14 protein-coding genes, 1 tRNA gene and 1 other RNA gene are annotated in these 14,518 nt (G+C 65.5%); 10 read left to right on the top strand and 6 right to left on the bottom strand.

The features are described from left to right. Positions 1-182: 182 nt before the first annotated feature. On the bottom strand, positions 183-2,924 hold the full coding sequence (gene aceE / locus NIBR502770_RS09355; protein ID WP_141181752.1) for a pyruvate dehydrogenase (acetyl-transferring), homodimeric type: 2,742 nt from the start codon (positions 2,922-2,924) through the stop codon (positions 183-185). A 426-nt stretch (positions 2,925-3,350) separates the two neighbouring features. Between aceE and NIBR502770_RS09350 the strand changes: the two genes are divergently transcribed. From NIBR502770_RS09350 to NIBR502770_RS09330, 5 genes are all read left to right on the top strand, one after another. Continuing rightward, positions 3,351-3,770, top strand: a complete 420-nt coding sequence (locus NIBR502770_RS09350) for a DUF3052 domain-containing protein (RefSeq protein ID WP_141160169.1) — start codon at positions 3,351-3,353, stop codon at positions 3,768-3,770. Next, positions 3,767-4,261: a peroxiredoxin gene (locus tag NIBR502770_RS09345; protein WP_141181751.1), complete on the top strand. Its 495-nt coding sequence runs from the start codon at positions 3,767-3,769 to the stop codon at positions 4,259-4,261. The genes NIBR502770_RS09350 and NIBR502770_RS09345 overlap by 4 nt, the downstream gene beginning before the upstream one ends. A 6-nt stretch (positions 4,262-4,267) precedes the next feature. Then, the gene (locus NIBR502770_RS09340) at positions 4,268-5,188 is read left to right on the top strand and encodes an NAD-dependent protein deacetylase (RefSeq protein ID WP_141181750.1); all 921 of its coding nucleotides are present in this window, start codon (positions 4,268-4,270) and stop codon (positions 5,186-5,188) included. Between the two features lie 97 nt (positions 5,189-5,285). Continuing rightward, positions 5,286-5,361 (top strand) — tRNA-Val (locus NIBR502770_RS09335). Positions 5,362-5,460: 99 nt separating this feature from the next. Beyond that, positions 5,461-5,751, top strand: a complete 291-nt coding sequence (locus NIBR502770_RS09330) for a hypothetical protein (RefSeq protein ID WP_141160172.1) — start codon at positions 5,461-5,463, stop codon at positions 5,749-5,751. A gap of 157 nt (positions 5,752-5,908) precedes the next feature. On the opposite strand, the gene NIBR502770_RS09325 is transcribed toward NIBR502770_RS09330, so the two are convergent. Beyond that, positions 5,909-6,634: a FadR/GntR family transcriptional regulator gene (locus tag NIBR502770_RS09325; protein WP_141160173.1), complete on the bottom strand. Its 726-nt coding sequence runs from the start codon at positions 6,632-6,634 to the stop codon at positions 5,909-5,911. A gap of 197 nt (positions 6,635-6,831) precedes the next feature. On the opposite strand from NIBR502770_RS09325, the gene gndA reads away from it, so the two are divergent. Continuing rightward, complete coding sequence (gene gndA, locus NIBR502770_RS09320) at positions 6,832-8,268, top strand: NADP-dependent phosphogluconate dehydrogenase (RefSeq protein ID WP_141181749.1); 1,437 nt, start codon at positions 6,832-6,834, stop codon at positions 8,266-8,268. A 134-nt stretch (positions 8,269-8,402) separates the two neighbouring features. Further along, complete coding sequence (locus NIBR502770_RS09315; RefSeq protein ID WP_141181748.1) at positions 8,403-9,236, top strand: oxidoreductase; 834 nt, start codon at positions 8,403-8,405, stop codon at positions 9,234-9,236. 32 nt (positions 9,237-9,268) lie between these two features. Here the strand turns inward: NIBR502770_RS09315 and epsC are convergent, their stop codons facing one another. The 3 genes from epsC to msrA form a co-directional block, all read right to left on the bottom strand. Beyond that, positions 9,269-9,853, bottom strand: coding sequence for a serine O-acetyltransferase EpsC (gene epsC / locus NIBR502770_RS09310; RefSeq protein ID WP_141160176.1), 585 nt, complete (start codon positions 9,851-9,853; stop codon positions 9,269-9,271). A gap of 39 nt (positions 9,854-9,892) precedes the next feature. Next, positions 9,893-10,828 carry a cysteine synthase A gene (cysK, locus tag NIBR502770_RS09305; RefSeq protein WP_141160177.1) on the bottom strand — a complete coding sequence of 312 codons (936 nt, stop codon included), beginning with the start codon at positions 10,826-10,828 and terminating at the stop codon, positions 9,893-9,895. A 65-nt stretch (positions 10,829-10,893) separates the two neighbouring features. Beyond that, positions 10,894-11,418, bottom strand: coding sequence for a peptide-methionine (S)-S-oxide reductase MsrA (gene msrA, locus NIBR502770_RS09300; RefSeq protein ID WP_141160178.1), 525 nt, complete (start codon positions 11,416-11,418; stop codon positions 10,894-10,896). A gap of 99 nt (positions 11,419-11,517) precedes the next feature. Here msrA and NIBR502770_RS09295 point away from each other — a divergent pair, with 99 nt between their 5' ends. Both NIBR502770_RS09295 and NIBR502770_RS09290 read left to right on the top strand, forming a co-directional pair. After that, a complete protein-coding gene (locus NIBR502770_RS09295) occupies positions 11,518-12,441 on the top strand; it encodes a Nif3-like dinuclear metal center hexameric protein (RefSeq protein WP_210418935.1) in 924 nt (307 codons plus the stop codon). Between the two features lie 60 nt (positions 12,442-12,501). Next, entirely contained in the window at positions 12,502-13,239 is a 738-nt protein-coding gene (locus NIBR502770_RS09290) for a zinc ribbon domain-containing protein (RefSeq protein ID WP_141181747.1), read from the top strand. 28 nt (positions 13,240-13,267) lie between these two features. On the opposite strand, the gene NIBR502770_RS09285 is transcribed toward NIBR502770_RS09290, so the two are convergent. Beyond that, positions 13,268-14,032, bottom strand: coding sequence for a YaaA family protein (locus NIBR502770_RS09285; protein ID WP_141181746.1), 765 nt, complete (start codon positions 14,030-14,032; stop codon positions 13,268-13,270). Between the two features lie 57 nt (positions 14,033-14,089). On the opposite strand from NIBR502770_RS09285, the gene rnpB reads away from it, so the two are divergent. Further along, an RNA gene (gene rnpB, locus NIBR502770_RS09280) (RNase P RNA component class A) lies at positions 14,090-14,477 on the top strand. The last annotated feature ends 41 nt before the right edge of the window (positions 14,478-14,518 follow it).

Below are 14,518 nucleotides of genomic sequence, written 5' to 3'. Positions count from 1 at the left end.
TCTGAGCATACGGCCACCGCCGCGCAAGCTCCATTTGTGCGAAGGCTACAACGCGCCTTGCCCTGCGTCACAGCGCCCGCCGCCCCACGGCTGGTCCACCCGGGACAGAACGACGGCGGCCCTCACCTTGTGGGGTGAGGGCCGCCGTCGTGGTTCACTGCTGGATCCGTCCAGCCGGAAGGCTAGGCTTCGCCTCCGGCGTTGCCGGTGGTGCCGGCATTGACGTTGAGCAGCTTGTACTTCTCGATTGCCTTGACCGGGGCGTCAACATCCACCTCGCCGCGGCGTGCCAGCATTTCAAGGGCACGGACCACGATGGAGTGGGTGTCGTTTTTGAAGTAGCGGCGGGCTGCTGCGCGGGTGTCGGAGAAGCCGAAGCCGTCGGCGCCGAGGGTGGCGTATTCGTTGGGGATGAATTGCCGGATCTGGTCGGGGACGGCTTTCATGTAGTCCGAGACGGCGACGATGGGGCCGGTGGCGCCTTCGAGTTGCTGGGTGACGAAGGGGACGCGGGCGGGTTGGCCGGGGTTGAGGAAGGCTTCTTCTTCGGCGGCGAGGCCGTCGCGGCGCAGTTCGTTCCAGGAGGTCACGGACCAGACGTCGGCGGAGACGTTCCAGTCGTCGGCGAGGACGCGTTGGGCTTCGATGGCCCAGGGTACGGAGACGCCGGAGGCGAGGATCTGGGTGCGGGGACCGTCGATCTTGGCCGGGGCGAGGAGGTAGATGCCCTTGATGACGCCTTCGACGTCGAGGTTCTCGGGTTCTGCGGGCTGGATGATGGGTTCGTTGTACACGGTGAGGTAGTACATGACGTTTTTGTCCGTGGAGTCCGGCCCGTACATCCGTTCCAGGCCGGAGCGGACGATGTGTCCGATTTCGTAGCCGTAGGCGGGGTCGTAGGTGAGGACGGCGGGGTTGGTGGAGGCCAGGAGGGGGGAGTGGCCGTCGGCGTGCTGGAGGCCTTCGCCGGTGAGGGTGGTCCGTCCTGCGGTGGCGCCGATGATGAAGCCGCGGGTCATTTGGTCGCCGGCGGCCCAGAAGGCGTCGCCGGTGCGTTGGAAGCCGAACATGGAGTAGAACACGTAGACCGGGACCAGGGGGACGCCGTGGGTGGCGTAGGAGGTTCCGGCGGCGGTGAAGGCTGCCACGGCGCCGGCTTCGTTGATGCCGGGGTGGATCAGCTGCCCGGCGGGGGATTCCTTGTAGGCCAGGACCAGGTCCCGGTCCACCGACAGGTAGTTCTGCCCCTTGGGGTTGTAGATCTTCGCGGTGGGGAAGAACGCATCCATGCCAAACGTGCGGGCTTCGTCCGGGATGATCGGGGCGATGTGCTTGCCGAAGTTCTTATCCCGCATCAGGTCTTTCAGGAGCCTGACGAACGCCATGGTGGTCGCGGCCATCTGCTTGCCCGAGCCACGCTTGGCCACCTCGTAGGACTTGGCCTCCGGCAGCACGATCTCGGCGTGGGTGTCGCGGCGCTCCGGGACGGATCCGCCCAGGGCCGCCCGGCGCTCCATCATGTACTTGATTTCCGGGGCGTCGTTACCGGGGTGGTAGTACGGCGGCCGGTAGGAATCCTTCTCCAGCTGCTCGTCGGTGACCGGGATCCGCAGGTGGTCGCGGAACTTCTTCAGGTCATCGAGGGTGAGCTTCTTCATCTGGTGTGTCGCGTTGCGGCCCTCGAAGTGCGGTCCGAGGCCGTAGCCCTTGACGGTGTGGGCGAGGATGACGGTGGGTTTGCCCTTGAATTCGGTGGCGGCTTTGTAGGCGGCGTAGACCTTGCGGTAGTCGTGGCCGCCGCGTTTGAGGTTCCAGATCTGGTCGTCGGTGAGGTCCGCGACGAGGTCCTTGGTCTGCGGGGTTTTGCCGAAGAAGTGTTCGCGGACGAACCCGCCGGACTCGGCCTTGTAGGTCTGGTAGTCCCCGTCGACGGTTTCGTTCATGATCTTCACGAGCGACCCGTCGGTGTCGCGGGTGAGCAGGTCATCCCATTCCCGGCCCCAGACGACCTTGATCACGTTCCAGCCCGCGCCGCGGAAGAACGCTTCGAGTTCCTGCATGATCTTGCCGTTGCCGCGGACCGGGCCGTCCAGGCGCTGGAGGTTGCAGTTGATCACGAAGTTCAGGTTGTCCAGGTTCTCGTTCGCTGCGAGCTGGAGCAGGCCCCGGGACTCGGGCTCGTCCATTTCACCGTCGCCCAGGAACGCCCAGACCTGCTGGTCCGAGGTGTCCTTCAGGCCCCGGTTGTGCAGGTAGCGGTTGTTCTGGGCCTGGTAGATCGCGTTCATCGGCCCGATACCCATGGACACGGTGGGGAATTCCCAGAACTGCGGCATCAGGCGCGGGTGCGGGTAGGAGGAGAGGGCGTGGCCCTCGCGGGACTTTTCCTGCCGGAACCCGTCCAGGTCCTCCTCGGAGAGGCGGCCTTCCATGAACGCCCGAGCGTACATGCCGGGGGAAGCGTGGCCCTGGAAGAAGACCTGGTCCCCGCCGCCGGGGTGGTCCTTGCCGCGGAAGAAGTGGTTGAACCCGACCTCGTACAGGGTCGCGGCCCCGGCGTAGGTGGAGATGTGCCCGCCGACCCCGATATCGGGCCGCTGCGCCCGGTGCACCATGACCGCGGCGTTCCACCGCATGTACGCCCGGTAGCGGCGCTCGAACTCCTCGTTGCCCGGGAACGCCGCTTCCTGGTCCACCGGGATGGTGTTCACGTAATCGGTGGTGGTCACCATCGGCACCCCCACGCTCTGCGCGCCCGCGCGCTGCAGCAGGCTCCGCATGATGTATTGGGCACGCTCGGTACCCTGTTCCCTGATCAACGCGTCCAGGGACTCAACCCACTCGGCAGTCTCTTCCGGATCACGATCAGGCAGCTGGTTAGTCAACCCGCTGAGGATATGGGAGGTATCTTCTCCTGCAGCCACGTCCAACCTCTCTTTGCGCGCATGAATCGGCGCACTCAGGCCAGGCAGGATGACTGCCCGGCGTACATACGCCGTGTGCGACGTATCGGTTACAACAGCCCGGGCATGTGTGCCGGGCAGCTTCCTAGCGCTCCTATGTCTGCACGGAGTCACAAGGTAGTCGTCCCGCAGGCATAGTTGTCACCAGCCACTCTAGCCCTGACCGGAACACGATGCGTAGCCGCGGCCCGGTGCTGCAGTTGTATTTCGTTCGTCATACTGGTTGTGTGACGAAAAGCCCCTGCGACGGGGATGCCGCGGCCGGATGTGACGCAGAATATGCGCAGTCCAGGGGGCGGCAGCTTGAAGCGCAGGCACAAAGGGTGTTGGCTTGGGAGTAATGGAAATCACTATGCGCACCGCATATATGAGGTATTGGAGGAACACGTGAGCGAGGCCGACGCCGCCACTTCGGTAAATGTGGCGGAAAAATTGGGTTTCAAGAACGGGGATCTGATTCAGGAGTTCGGTTACGACGACGACGTCGATTTCGACTTGCGTGACGATATTGAGGACCTCACCGGTTCCGAAATGCTCGACGAGGACGACCATGAGGTGGCGGACGCCGTCATCCTCTGGTGGCGTGACGGCGACGGGGACCTGGTGGACAGCCTGATGGATTCCCTCACGACGCTCAGCGAAAACGGCGTTGTCTGGGTCCTCACTCCCAAGTCCGGCCGGGACGGCTACGTTTCGCCTGCGGAAATCCAGGAAGCTGCCCCCACCGCCGGCCTGCACGTCACAACCTCCGCCGGAGTCTCAAAGGACTGGAGCGCTGTCCGCCTGGTCAGCAGGAAGAACAAGTGACGGCAGCGGTCCAGCCCGTCGCCGCAGCCGTACCCTCGCTGGGCGCCGAAGCTCCCGATTTCGAGCTGGCCAACCAATACGGTGAGCCGGTGAAACTGTCCTCCTTCCGGGGCCGGAACGTTGCTGTGGTCTTCTACCCCTTTGCCTTCTCCGGTATCTGCACCGGCGAGCTATGCGAAATTCGGGACAACCTGGGCATGTTCGAGGATTCGGACACTGTTGTCCTGGGCGTGTCCGTGGACAGCAAGTTCAGCCTCCGCGCCTACGCGGCGCAGGAGGGTTACAGCTTCGATCTCCTGGCCGATTTCTGGCCGCATGGGGCTGTCGCCAGCGCGTACGGTGTGTTCGACGCCGGCAGCGGCATGGCAAAGAGGGCCACGTTCATCATCGACGGCGACGGCAGGATCCGCTACAGCGTGGTGAACCCCCGCGGACAGGCCCGGGACTTCAGCGAATACCGCTCCGCCCTCGCGGACCTTAAGCGGGACTAGGAAGCCATGGCCGGGCAGCGGCGGGGGACAGGCCTTACCGGGTTCGCCAGCATGCCGCCGGTGGCCCCTGCCCCGCCGTCGGGAAATGACCTCGATGTCCTGGCCCGCATCCGCGACCTCCTCGCGGGCGCCCCCTTCGCCCTGCTGACGGGTGCCGGACTGAGCACCGATTCCGGCATACCGGATTACCGCGGCCCGGATTCGCCACCGCGTTCGCCCATGACCTACCAGGAGTTCGTCCGGGACGCAGCCAACCGGCAACGGTACTGGGCCCGGAACCACATCGGCTGGTCCCACATGCGGCACGCGGACCCGAACCAAGGGCACTACTCCGCCGCTGAGCTGGAACGGCGCGGCTACCTCACCGGCCTCATCACCCAGAACGTCGACCGGCTGCACCAGGACGCCGGCAGTTCCAACGTCGTGGACCTCCACGGCAGGTATGACCAGGTGGTCTGCCTGGACTGCGGGCGCACTTACTCCCGGCGCTTGCTGGCTGGTGTTTTCGAGGAACTGAACCCCGGCTTCCTGGAACGGGCAGCGGCGGGCGGCCTGGTGGAAATGGCACCGGACGCTGACGCCACCATAGAGGACCAGGCCCTGATCAAAAGCTTTGTGGTGGCAGTCTGTCCTGCCTGCGGTGGCACCCTGAAGCCGGACTTCGTCTACTTTGGGGAAAACGTGCCCAAGGACCGGGTGGAGCGCTCCTACGCAATGGTGGACGAGGCCGCAGCCTTGCTGGTGGCCGGCTCGTCGCTGACAGTCATGAGCGGCCTGCGGTTCGTCAGGCACGCTGCCAAGGAATCCAAGCCCGTGGTCATCATCAACCGGGGCGCCACCCGCGGCGATGACAAGGCAACCATCAAGCTTGAAGCCGGGGTCAGCCAGGCGCTGGATTACCTCGCCGCGGAACTACCGCCACTGTAGGCCGTCCCTTTCTTCCACGGATTCGCGTTTCCGGTCCCCGGTCGGGTAGAGTCTATGTTCGTTGGTTACGGCGGAACGGCCGGAAACAGCGCAATTCGGGTCTTTAGCTCAGCTGGTAGAGCGCCACGTTTACACCGTGGATGTCATCGGTTCGATCCCGGTAGGACCCACCAGGGAAACCCCGTTGCCCCGCCTGATGGCGGAGGCGGCGGGGTTTTTGTTGATCCCTCCTGCCGGGCGTGATTGTCGGTGCCTTGCCGTAGCTTGCAGGCATGGAACACGTCATAGTGCATACGGACAGCGAAGGGATGCCCACTGCGGTGCTGAGCCGGGGGAGGGAATGGGCAGTCGGCGCCGAGCCGACGAGGTGGTTCGAGCGGATCAACTGGTGGGAAACCACCCGGAGGATGCCAAAAGGCGCCGGCGGCGTCGACGTCGAAGTCCTGCAGGTCCAGGTGAGGCTGGGGCACAATGACAGGTCGGCACTTACCACCATGTATCTCCAGCGGGACGGGCTGGGCGGCGGTTGGAGATTAAGGGAGCCGGTGGCGGGGGCAGCCTAGGAGGCCGGGCTACGTCCCCCGGGCATTGGAAAACCCTCCACCGCGACTATTGGGGGATGCCGCGGTGGAGGGCCTGCGATGAATATACCGTGAACTTCCGGAAACAAAAAGTCACGCCTCGTCATATTTCCGGAGGTCCCCGGCTGCCGGGCCGTGCTTACTGCCGGACGGGGATAAATACCCGTGGCTGTTCGGTCCAGGTATCGGCCATCTGGGACATCGTGCGCCGCATGATCCGGTCCGACGCATCACGTGCTGATGCGGCGTCACCCCGGGCGATCGCCTCCGCCACATCCTCATGCCATTGCAGGGCAGCCTGGTGCGGGTGGTCGGGCATCAGGCCGTGCACCGTACGGCCTGTCAGGGTTTCTGCCACCTGGCCCATGAGGTTGGCGAACATCTCGTTACCGGAGCCTGAGAGCAGCAGTGAATGGAAGCGGATGTCCAGCTCCAGGAACCGCGCCACCTCGCCGTTGTTGCCGGCTTCGCGCATGGCACGGGCAACGTCCACGAGTTCCATCCGCAGGGCCGCCGGAGCATTCTGCGCTGCCAACTCGGCAGCGGCAGGCTCCACGGCCGCGCGCAGCTCAGCCAGTGAGCGCAGCTGGGCGCCGCGTGCATCGCTGGCCAGGCGCCACCGGATGACCTGCGGATCGAAGGGATTCCAGTGGCTGGCCGGCATCACCCGGATCCCCACCCGCTTGGTGGTCTCCACCAGGCCCAGGGACTGCAGGACCCGCACCGCTTCCCGGATCACGGACCGGGACACCTTCAGTTCATCCTCCAGCTGCTCCGCGAGCATGACATGGCCTGCGGGGAGTTCCCCCGTGACGATCCGGGTGCCCAGGTTCTCGATGGCACGGTGGTGGAGGCTGCTGGTCATGCTGTAAGCCTAGTTGTTGGCAACCATGTGGCCGGCAGCGTACCGGACGGGCGCCGACATAATCGGTCCCAGTTCGTGGCCGCCACTTTCGCGCCACCACGAGAATATATATGCTTTATTCCGACCCCCTGATCTGCCCCGGTGACTTCCGCCTGCGGAAGCCGGCAGCCGAGGCGAACAATGAATTGGAGTTATTGATGTCTGCACACATCGGTGTCACCGGCCTCGCCGTCATGGGCGCCAACCTCGCACGCAACCTGGCACGCAACGGATTCACCGTTGCCCTGCACAACAGGTCCGTGGAGAAGACGGATGCGCTGCTGGAAAAACACGGCTCGGAAGGTGACTTCATCCGGACCGAAACCCTGCAGGAACTGGTCGATTCCCTGGAGAAGCCGCGCCGGGTGCTCATCATGGTCAAGGCCGGCAAGCCGGTCGATTCAGTAATCGAGCAGCTGGAGCCGCTGCTGGAGCCGGGCGACATCATCATTGACGCCGGCAACTCCCACTACGAGGACACCCGCCGCCGGGAAGCGGCCCTGGCCAAGAAGGACCTGCACTTCGTGGGCGTCGGCGTGTCCGGCGGCGAGGAGGGTGCCCTGAACGGCCCCTCCATCATGCCCGGCGGTTCCAAGGAGTCCTACAAGGCCCTGGGCCCGCTGCTGGAAAAAATCTCCGCAAAGGTCGACGGCGAGCCCTGCTGTGCCTGGATCGGCACCGACGGTGCGGGCCACTTCGTCAAGATGGTACACAACGGCATCGAATACGCCGACATGCAGGTCATCGGCGAGGCCTTCGACCTGCTCCGCTCCGGTGCAGGCATCGAGCCGGCCGAGCAGGCAAAGATCTTCTCCGAGTGGAACAAGGGTGATCTTTCGTCGTTCCTGATCGAGATCTCCGCCGAGGTCCTGGGCCACGTTGACGCCAAGACCGGCAAGCCGTTCGTCGACGTCGTCGTTGACGCTGCCGGCCAGAAGGGCACCGGCCGCTGGACGGTCATCTCTGCCCTGGAACTGGGTTCACCGGTCTCGGGCATCGCCGAGTCCGTTTTTGCCCGCGCACTCTCCTCCCAGGCCGCACAGCGCAAGCTGGGCCAGGAACTGCTGGCCGGCAACGAAGCCACCGTGGAGGTCCCCGAGACGTTTGTCGAGGACGTCCGCCAGGCGCTCTACGCCTCCAAGCTGGTCTCCTATGCCCAGGGACTGGACATGCTCACCTCCGCAGCCAAGGAATACGGCTGGGACCTGAAGCTTGACGAAATCGCGTCCCTGTGGCGGGCAGGCTGCATCATCCGCGCCGAGCTCCTCAAGGACATCACCAAGGCCTACGCCGCCGACGAAAAGCCGGCCAACCTGCTTTTCGCCCCGGCGTTCACCAAGGCCATCGCAGACGCCCTGCCCGCCTGGCGCCGCGTTGTTGCCACCGCCGTACAGCTTGGCATCCCGGTACCGGTGTTCTCGTCCTCGCTGGCGTACTACGACGGACTGCGCCGCAAGCGCGTGGCCGCCGCCCTGATCCAGGGCCAGCGCGACCTTTTCGGCGCCCACACGTACGGCCGCGTCGACACCGAAGGGACGTTCCACACCCTCTGGGGCGAGGACAAGTCCGAGGTTGAAGCGGTGGACACGCACTAGTCAGCACCGTTTCCAGCCTGGCGGCCGGCGCGACCAGATACTCTGGGGGCGCCGGCCGCTGGTTTTCCGGCCGGACCGTCCGTCGATCCGCGCTGCCTGCCCGTCCCGTCGCCCCGTCCCAAGGAGTCCCTCCCATGAGCCAGCCCGTCGTTTTCGTCACCGGCGCGTCCGCGGGAATCGGCTTTGAAGCCGCAAGGAAGCTCGCTGCCCACGGTTTCACGGTCTATGCCGGCGCCCGCCGGGTGGAGAAAATGGAGCCGCTCAGGGCTGGCGGCGTCCGGATCCTGCCGCTGGACGTGACAGACGAGGAGTCAATGGGTGCGGCCGTGGGGGAAGTTCTCGCAGCCCACGGCAGGATCGACGTCCTGGTCAACAACGCCGGGTACGGGTCCTACGGGTCGCTGGAGGAAGTGGAGTTGGCTGAAGGCCGGCGGCAGTTCGAGGTCAACCTTTTCGGGCTGGCCCGGATGACGCAGCTCGTGCTGCCGGCCATGCGTGCCGCCGGGAGGGGCCGGATCATCAATATTTCATCGATCGGCGGAAAGATGTACGAGCCGCTGGGTGCCTGGTACCACGCCACGAAGTTCGCTGTGGAGGGCCTTAGCGATTCGCTCCGGGTGGAGCTCAAGCCACACGGAATCGACGTATCCATTATCGAACCGGGCGGTACCCAGTCCGAATGGGGCACCATCTCCGCCGAAGGCCTGCTGGCCAATTCGGGCTCGGGACCATATGCAGCGCAGGCCAAGGTCGTGGCAGCCGCGCTGGCCTCCACCGACGGTTCGGCAATGTCCTCGCATCCGGAAGTTATCGCGGAGGCGATTGTCCATGCAGCCACGTCGCCGCGGCCCAGGACCCGGTATCCGGTGGGCAAGGGCGCGCGGGCCATCCTGCTGCTGCGCCGGCTGCTCCCGGACCGTGCCTTCGATACCGTTCTGTGGGCCATCTACAGGCGTTTCCCCGGTTAGCAACGCACCAGGCCCCGCCCGAATTGCGTCCGCTAGATCCGGTACTCGATGTCGTATTCGGCCGGGTCAACGGCGGGCTTGGTTTCCCGCTGCGCATCCCGGTGCCGCCATTTGGCGGGAACTCCGGTGATGATCGACTCCGGCGGCGCGTCCTTGACCACCACCGCGTTGGCGCCCACGGCGCTGTCCCGTCCAATGGTGATTGGCCCCAGGATCTTGGCACCGGCGCCGATGGTCACGCGGTCGCCGATGGTGGGATGCCGCTTGATCCGGGCCAGGGAACGTCCGCCCAGGGTCACACCGTGGTAGATCATCACGTCCTCGCCGATCTCTGCCGTCTCGCCGATCACCACACCCATGCCATGGTCAATGAAGAAGCGGCGGCCGATCGTGGCACCCGGATGGATCTCGATACCGGTCCAGGACCGGCCCAGCTGGGACAGCAGGCGCGCCGGGAAGCGAAGCGACGGGTTCTGCCACATGCGGTGCGTCAGCCGGTGGATCCAGATGGCATGGAGGCCGGAATAGGCGAAAAAGTTCTCAAAAGAACCTCGAGCCGCCGGGTCGTGGGACCGGGCGGCGTCGAGGTCTTCCTTCAGTCTTGCGAAAAAGCCCACAAAGTTCTTTCTACAGGAAACGGGCGGACAGCGGACTGATCAGCCGCGGATGTCGTCATAGAGCACGGTGGAGATGTAACGCTCACCGAAGTCGCACACTACGGCAACAATCAGCTTGCCTGCGTTTTCCGGCCGCTTGGCCAGCTCCAGGGCGGCCCAGACAATCGCGCCCGAGGAGATGCCGCCGAGGATGCCTTCCTTGATGCCCAATTCGCGGGCTACCCGGACCGAATCCTCAAGGGTGGCGTCGATGACCTCGTCGTAGATGTTGGTGTCGAGCAGTTCGGGGATGAAGTTGGCGCCCAGGCCCTGGATCTTGTGCGGGCCGGGAGCGCCGCCGTTCAGGATGGGGGAGTCCTTGGGTTCCACAGCCACGATCTGGACGCCGGGCTTGCGCTCCTTCAGGACCTGTCCGACGCCGGTGATGGTTCCACCGGTGCCGATGCCCGCCACGAAGATGTCTACCGCGCCGTCAGTGTCGGCCCAGACTTCCTCGGCGGTGGTCCTGCGGTGCACCTCGGGGTTGGCCTCGTTGGCGAACTGCTGTGCCCAGATGGAGTTCTCGGTGTTGGCCACGATTTCCTGGGCCTTTTCCACGGCGCCGCGCATGCCCTCTGAACCGGGGGTCAGTACAATCTCGGCTCCGAATGCGCGCAGCATGACCCGGCGCTCCGTGGACATGGTCTCCGGCATGGTGAGGATGACCTTGTACCCGCGGGCAGCACCCACCATGGCCAGGGCGATGCCCGTGTTGCCGGAAGTGCCTTCGACGATGGTGCCGCCGGGCTTCAGGGCACCGGACTTTTCCGCGGCGTCGATGATGGCCACACCGATGCGGTCCTTGACGCTGTTGGCCGGGTTGTAGAACTCCAGCTTCACGGCAACGGTGGCGTCCAGTCCCTCGCTGAGCCGGTTCAACCGAACCAGCGGGGTCCCGCCGACCAGCTGCGTTACATCGTCATAGATCCGTGCCATGTACATACGCCTATCTCTAAGGGGTGGATACTGAGGTCAGCCTAACGAGGCCGCGTAACGGTGGGCTAAGCGTTAAGCCATGCAGAGTAATATTTCCGGGCCTTGGCCAGCTTAGGGTTGATGATCACCTGGCAGTACCCCTGCTCCGGGTGCTTGGCGTAGTAATTCTGGTGGAACTCCTCCGCCACATGGAACCGCGGGAGCCGGCTGACCTCGGTGACGATGGGGTGCGCCCATAATGCCTGGTTGCGGTCGATCGCCTCTTCGAAGAGGATCTTCTCCTCTGTGGTCTCGTAGAACATCGAGGAGCGGTACTGGGTGCCGACGTCGTATCCCTGGCGGTTCAGCGTGGTGGGATCATGCAGGGCGAAGAACATGTCCAGGACCACCTCCGCGGGGATGATGTCCTCATCGAAGGTCACGGCCACAACTTCGGCGTGGCCGGTGGTTCCACTGCAGACCGAGTAGTAATCCGGCTGCGGATCGTGTCCGCCGGTGTAGCCGGACACCACTGAGGTGACGCCCTTGGTCCTCTGGTAGACGGCGTCCAGGCACCAGAAGCACCCTCCGCCCAAAACAAAAGTTTTCATGACCTCTTCAATGGTTGACGGCGCCGGAAGATTCCCCGGCACCCCGGCCCAGTGCCGCAAACTGCGGCGGCGCGGGGCCAATGGGGTAAAACTAAGACTATGGAACCTGTGGACACCGACGTTAGCGGCCAGGAAGATCACGACGGCGACGCCTCTTCCGGCACGCCGGCCGCGGCCGGTTCCGCGGACGCCCCCACATTGGCCGAACTGCTGCTTGCGGTTGAGGAGCTGTGGCCCGAATCCCTGGCGGAGAACTGGGACGAGGTGGGGCTCGTGGCGGGCCATCCCTCGGCACCGGTCACGAAGGTGATGTTCGCGGTCGATCCCACCCTGGAAGTCATTGAGGAAGCGGTTGAGTGGGGAGCGGAGCTGCTCATCACCCACCACCCGCTGCTGCTGAAGGGCGTCACGTCCGTGGCAGCCACGTCGGCAAAGGGCAGGGCGGTCCACCGGCTTATCGAGTCGGGGACGGCACTGCTGACCGTGCACACCAACGGCGACTCCGCCGTAGGAGGTGTCTCCGATGTCCTGGCCGACGCCCTGGGACTCCAGGATGTCGCCCCCCTGACCGTGGCGGCCAACGGGCTGCCGGAGGAGGGCATTGGGCGGGTGGGGGACCTTGCGGATGCCATGAGCCTTGGCGACTTTGCCGCACGGGTGTTCGGGATCCTGCCGTCGGTTGCCGGGGGAGTGCGGGTGTCCGGCGACAAGGACGGGCTGGTGCGGCGCATCGCGGTCTGCGGTGGTGCGGGGGATTCGCTGTTCAACGAGGTGCGTGCCAGCAACGCCGACGTCTACGTCACCGCTGACCTCCGCCACCACCCGGCGTCGGAGGCGCGGGAGGCCGCCGCCAACGGACGGCCGTACCTGGTGGACGTGTCGCACTTTGCGAGCGAATGGCTCTGGCTGCCAGCCGCGGCCGCGGCCCTGGGCAACGTCCTGGCCGACCAGGGCCATGACGTGGAGATCCTGGTCAGCACCACCAACAGCGATCCGTGGGACTTCATCCTCACTCCCGGCTAGAGTCTAGGAAGCGCCGGTTCGGTGCCCGGCCAAGGCCGGAAGAATCCAGCGGAGGTAAACGTGGCCAAGGCAGCACCGGCGGAACAGTTGAAGTTGCTCGAACTGCAGGGCCTTGACGCCAGGTTGAAAGGCCTCACCAACCGCCGCCGCACGCTCGAAAACGATCCCCGCATCAAGGACCTCGAGGCCGCCCTGTCCGTCGCCAACGGTGAACTGGGCGCGGCCAAGGTGGCCGTGCACGACGCCGAGGCTGCGCTGAAGCGGGCCGAGGCCGACGTCGAACAGGTTGCCTCCCGGATCCAGCGTGACGAAGCGCGGCTCAACAGCGGCACCGGCCTGTCCAAGGACCTGGTGGCACTGCAAAAGGACATTGCGTCGCTGAACAAGCGGCGCTCCGACCTTGAAGACGTGGAACTGGAAGTCATGGAGCGGCTGGACTCGCTGCGGGAACGGCAGGCGGCCCAGCAGCAGATTGTCGACGACATCCAGGGGTCCTTTGGAACCATCAGGGCCGAGCTCGATGCGGCCCTGGCGGACGTGGAAACGGAAGCGGCAGGGCTTCGTACCCAACGGGGCGACTTTGCCCAAGGCCTGGACGCGGGCCTGCTGGCAATCTACGAAAAAACGCTCGCGAAGCGCGGGGTGGGCGCCGCGCGGCTCTTCCACGGCACCTCGGAAGCCTCGGGCATGAAGCTCAGCCCGGGCGACCTCGCCGAGATCAAGGCAGCCGCTGCCGACGACATCGTGTTCTGCCCGGACTCCGGCGCCATCCTGGTCCGTTCGGACGAGTGGTCCTGACCGGACTGCAAGGCAACCTGCCGGACGGTTAGCCCGGCAGGATGATGTTCAAGGCGTACGGTTTGCGTGCGGTGCCGGGCACCAGCTCCGCCTCCCACTTTTCGCGGGCAGCCTTCAGAAGGTCCGACGGCGCCCCGGGGGCCTTTCCACGGCGCACCAGCAGGTGCCGCGCCAGTTCGCCGCGGGTGTGCTTGGCGAAGTGGCTCACCACCTTCCGGACTCCTCCACTTTCGGTGAAGACGTTGACCGTGACGGTCTGCTGCGCCGGCGGAGCCCACGCTGCGGCATAGGTGCTGGACCGGCAGTCCACCAGCAAGTGCCCCTGCGCTGCGGCGCTGAGGGTATCCCCAAGCTGTTCCTTCCAAAACGGAGCCAAGCGCCCGACGTCGGGCAGGGACGTGCCCATTGACAACCGGTAGGCGGGAACGCTGTCGCCAAAGCGGAGGGCTCCCCACAACGCCGAGATCACCAGGACGGACTCATCGGCCTTGCGGCGCTGCACCGGCGTCAGGCTCCGGTACCCCAGGGCGTCGTACAGGACACCCGAGTAGATGCTGTGGGCAGGGGCCGCCGGCTCGGCGTGCAGGCGGGTATTGCGCTCGACGTCGTCCCGCAGCGATGCCCCTACGCCCAGCAGGGCGAGGGCGTCCTGGTGGGCGCTGACCGTGCCAAGCGCCTCGAGGACCTTCGCGCGGTACGGGTTGAGCTCCGGGAAGCCCAGGGCGGTCCAGTCGACGGCGGGACCGCGGAGCGCCGGCGTCTTGCCTTCGGAAGGGGGAAGCAGAATCAGCACCGTCCGATCCTACCGGCGACAAAAGCGGCCGGTGGCGCCGGTAGACTGGGAGCCGGATGGGACAGCCAGACGGCCGCGCGCCACGCAAGTGGCTCGAGGAACGTCCGGGCTCCGCAGGGCAGGGTGGTGGGTAACACCCACTCGGGGTAACCCGCAGGCCAGTGCCACAGAAAACAGACCGCCTGCTTTTCCGGCCCCGGCCGGGGAGGGCAGGTAAGGGTGAAACGGTGGTGTAAGAGACCACCAGCTTCCCGGGTGACCGGGAAGGCTAGGTAAACCCCACCCGGAGCAAGGCCAGACAGGACACGTTCGAGGGCTGCCCGCCCGAGTGTCCGGGTAGGCCGCTGGAGGGTGCCGGCAACGGTACTCGTAGATGGATGGCCGTCGCTCCCTCGCCGGCAACGGCAGGGGAGAACAGAACCCGGCGTATCGGCTGTCCCATCCATAAACCGCGTTTGACCACGCGCGATGCGTCAGGGATCCTGA

Origin of the sequence: Pseudarthrobacter sp. NIBRBAC000502770 (genome assembly GCF_006517815.1) — a bacterium.
In the GTDB taxonomy this organism is placed as follows: Bacteria; Actinomycetota; Actinomycetes; order Actinomycetales; family Micrococcaceae; genus Arthrobacter; species Arthrobacter niigatensis.
This window is presented reverse-complemented; position numbering and strand designations above follow the sequence as displayed.

Coding starts and splice junctions, on each gene's coding strand:
- NIBR502770_RS09340 (WP_141181750.1), top strand. CDS start 4,268: ATGGCCGGGCAGCGGCGGGGGACAGGCCTTACCGGGTTCGCCAGCATG.
- NIBR502770_RS09330 (WP_141160172.1), top strand. CDS start 5,461: ATGGAACACGTCATAGTGCATACGGACAGCGAAGGGATGCCCACTGCG.
- NIBR502770_RS09325 (WP_141160173.1), bottom strand. CDS start 6,634: ATGACCAGCAGCCTCCACCACCGTGCCATCGAGAACCTGGGCACCCGG.
- gndA (WP_141181749.1), top strand. CDS start 6,832: ATGTCTGCACACATCGGTGTCACCGGCCTCGCCGTCATGGGCGCCAAC.
- NIBR502770_RS09315 (WP_141181748.1), top strand. CDS start 8,403: ATGAGCCAGCCCGTCGTTTTCGTCACCGGCGCGTCCGCGGGAATCGGC.
- cysK (WP_141160177.1), bottom strand. CDS start 10,828: ATGGCACGGATCTATGACGATGTAACGCAGCTGGTCGGCGGGACCCCG.
- msrA (WP_141160178.1), bottom strand. CDS start 11,418: ATGAAAACTTTTGTTTTGGGCGGAGGGTGCTTCTGGTGCCTGGACGCC.
- NIBR502770_RS09295 (WP_210418935.1), top strand. CDS start 11,518: ATGGAACCTGTGGACACCGACGTTAGCGGCCAGGAAGATCACGACGGC.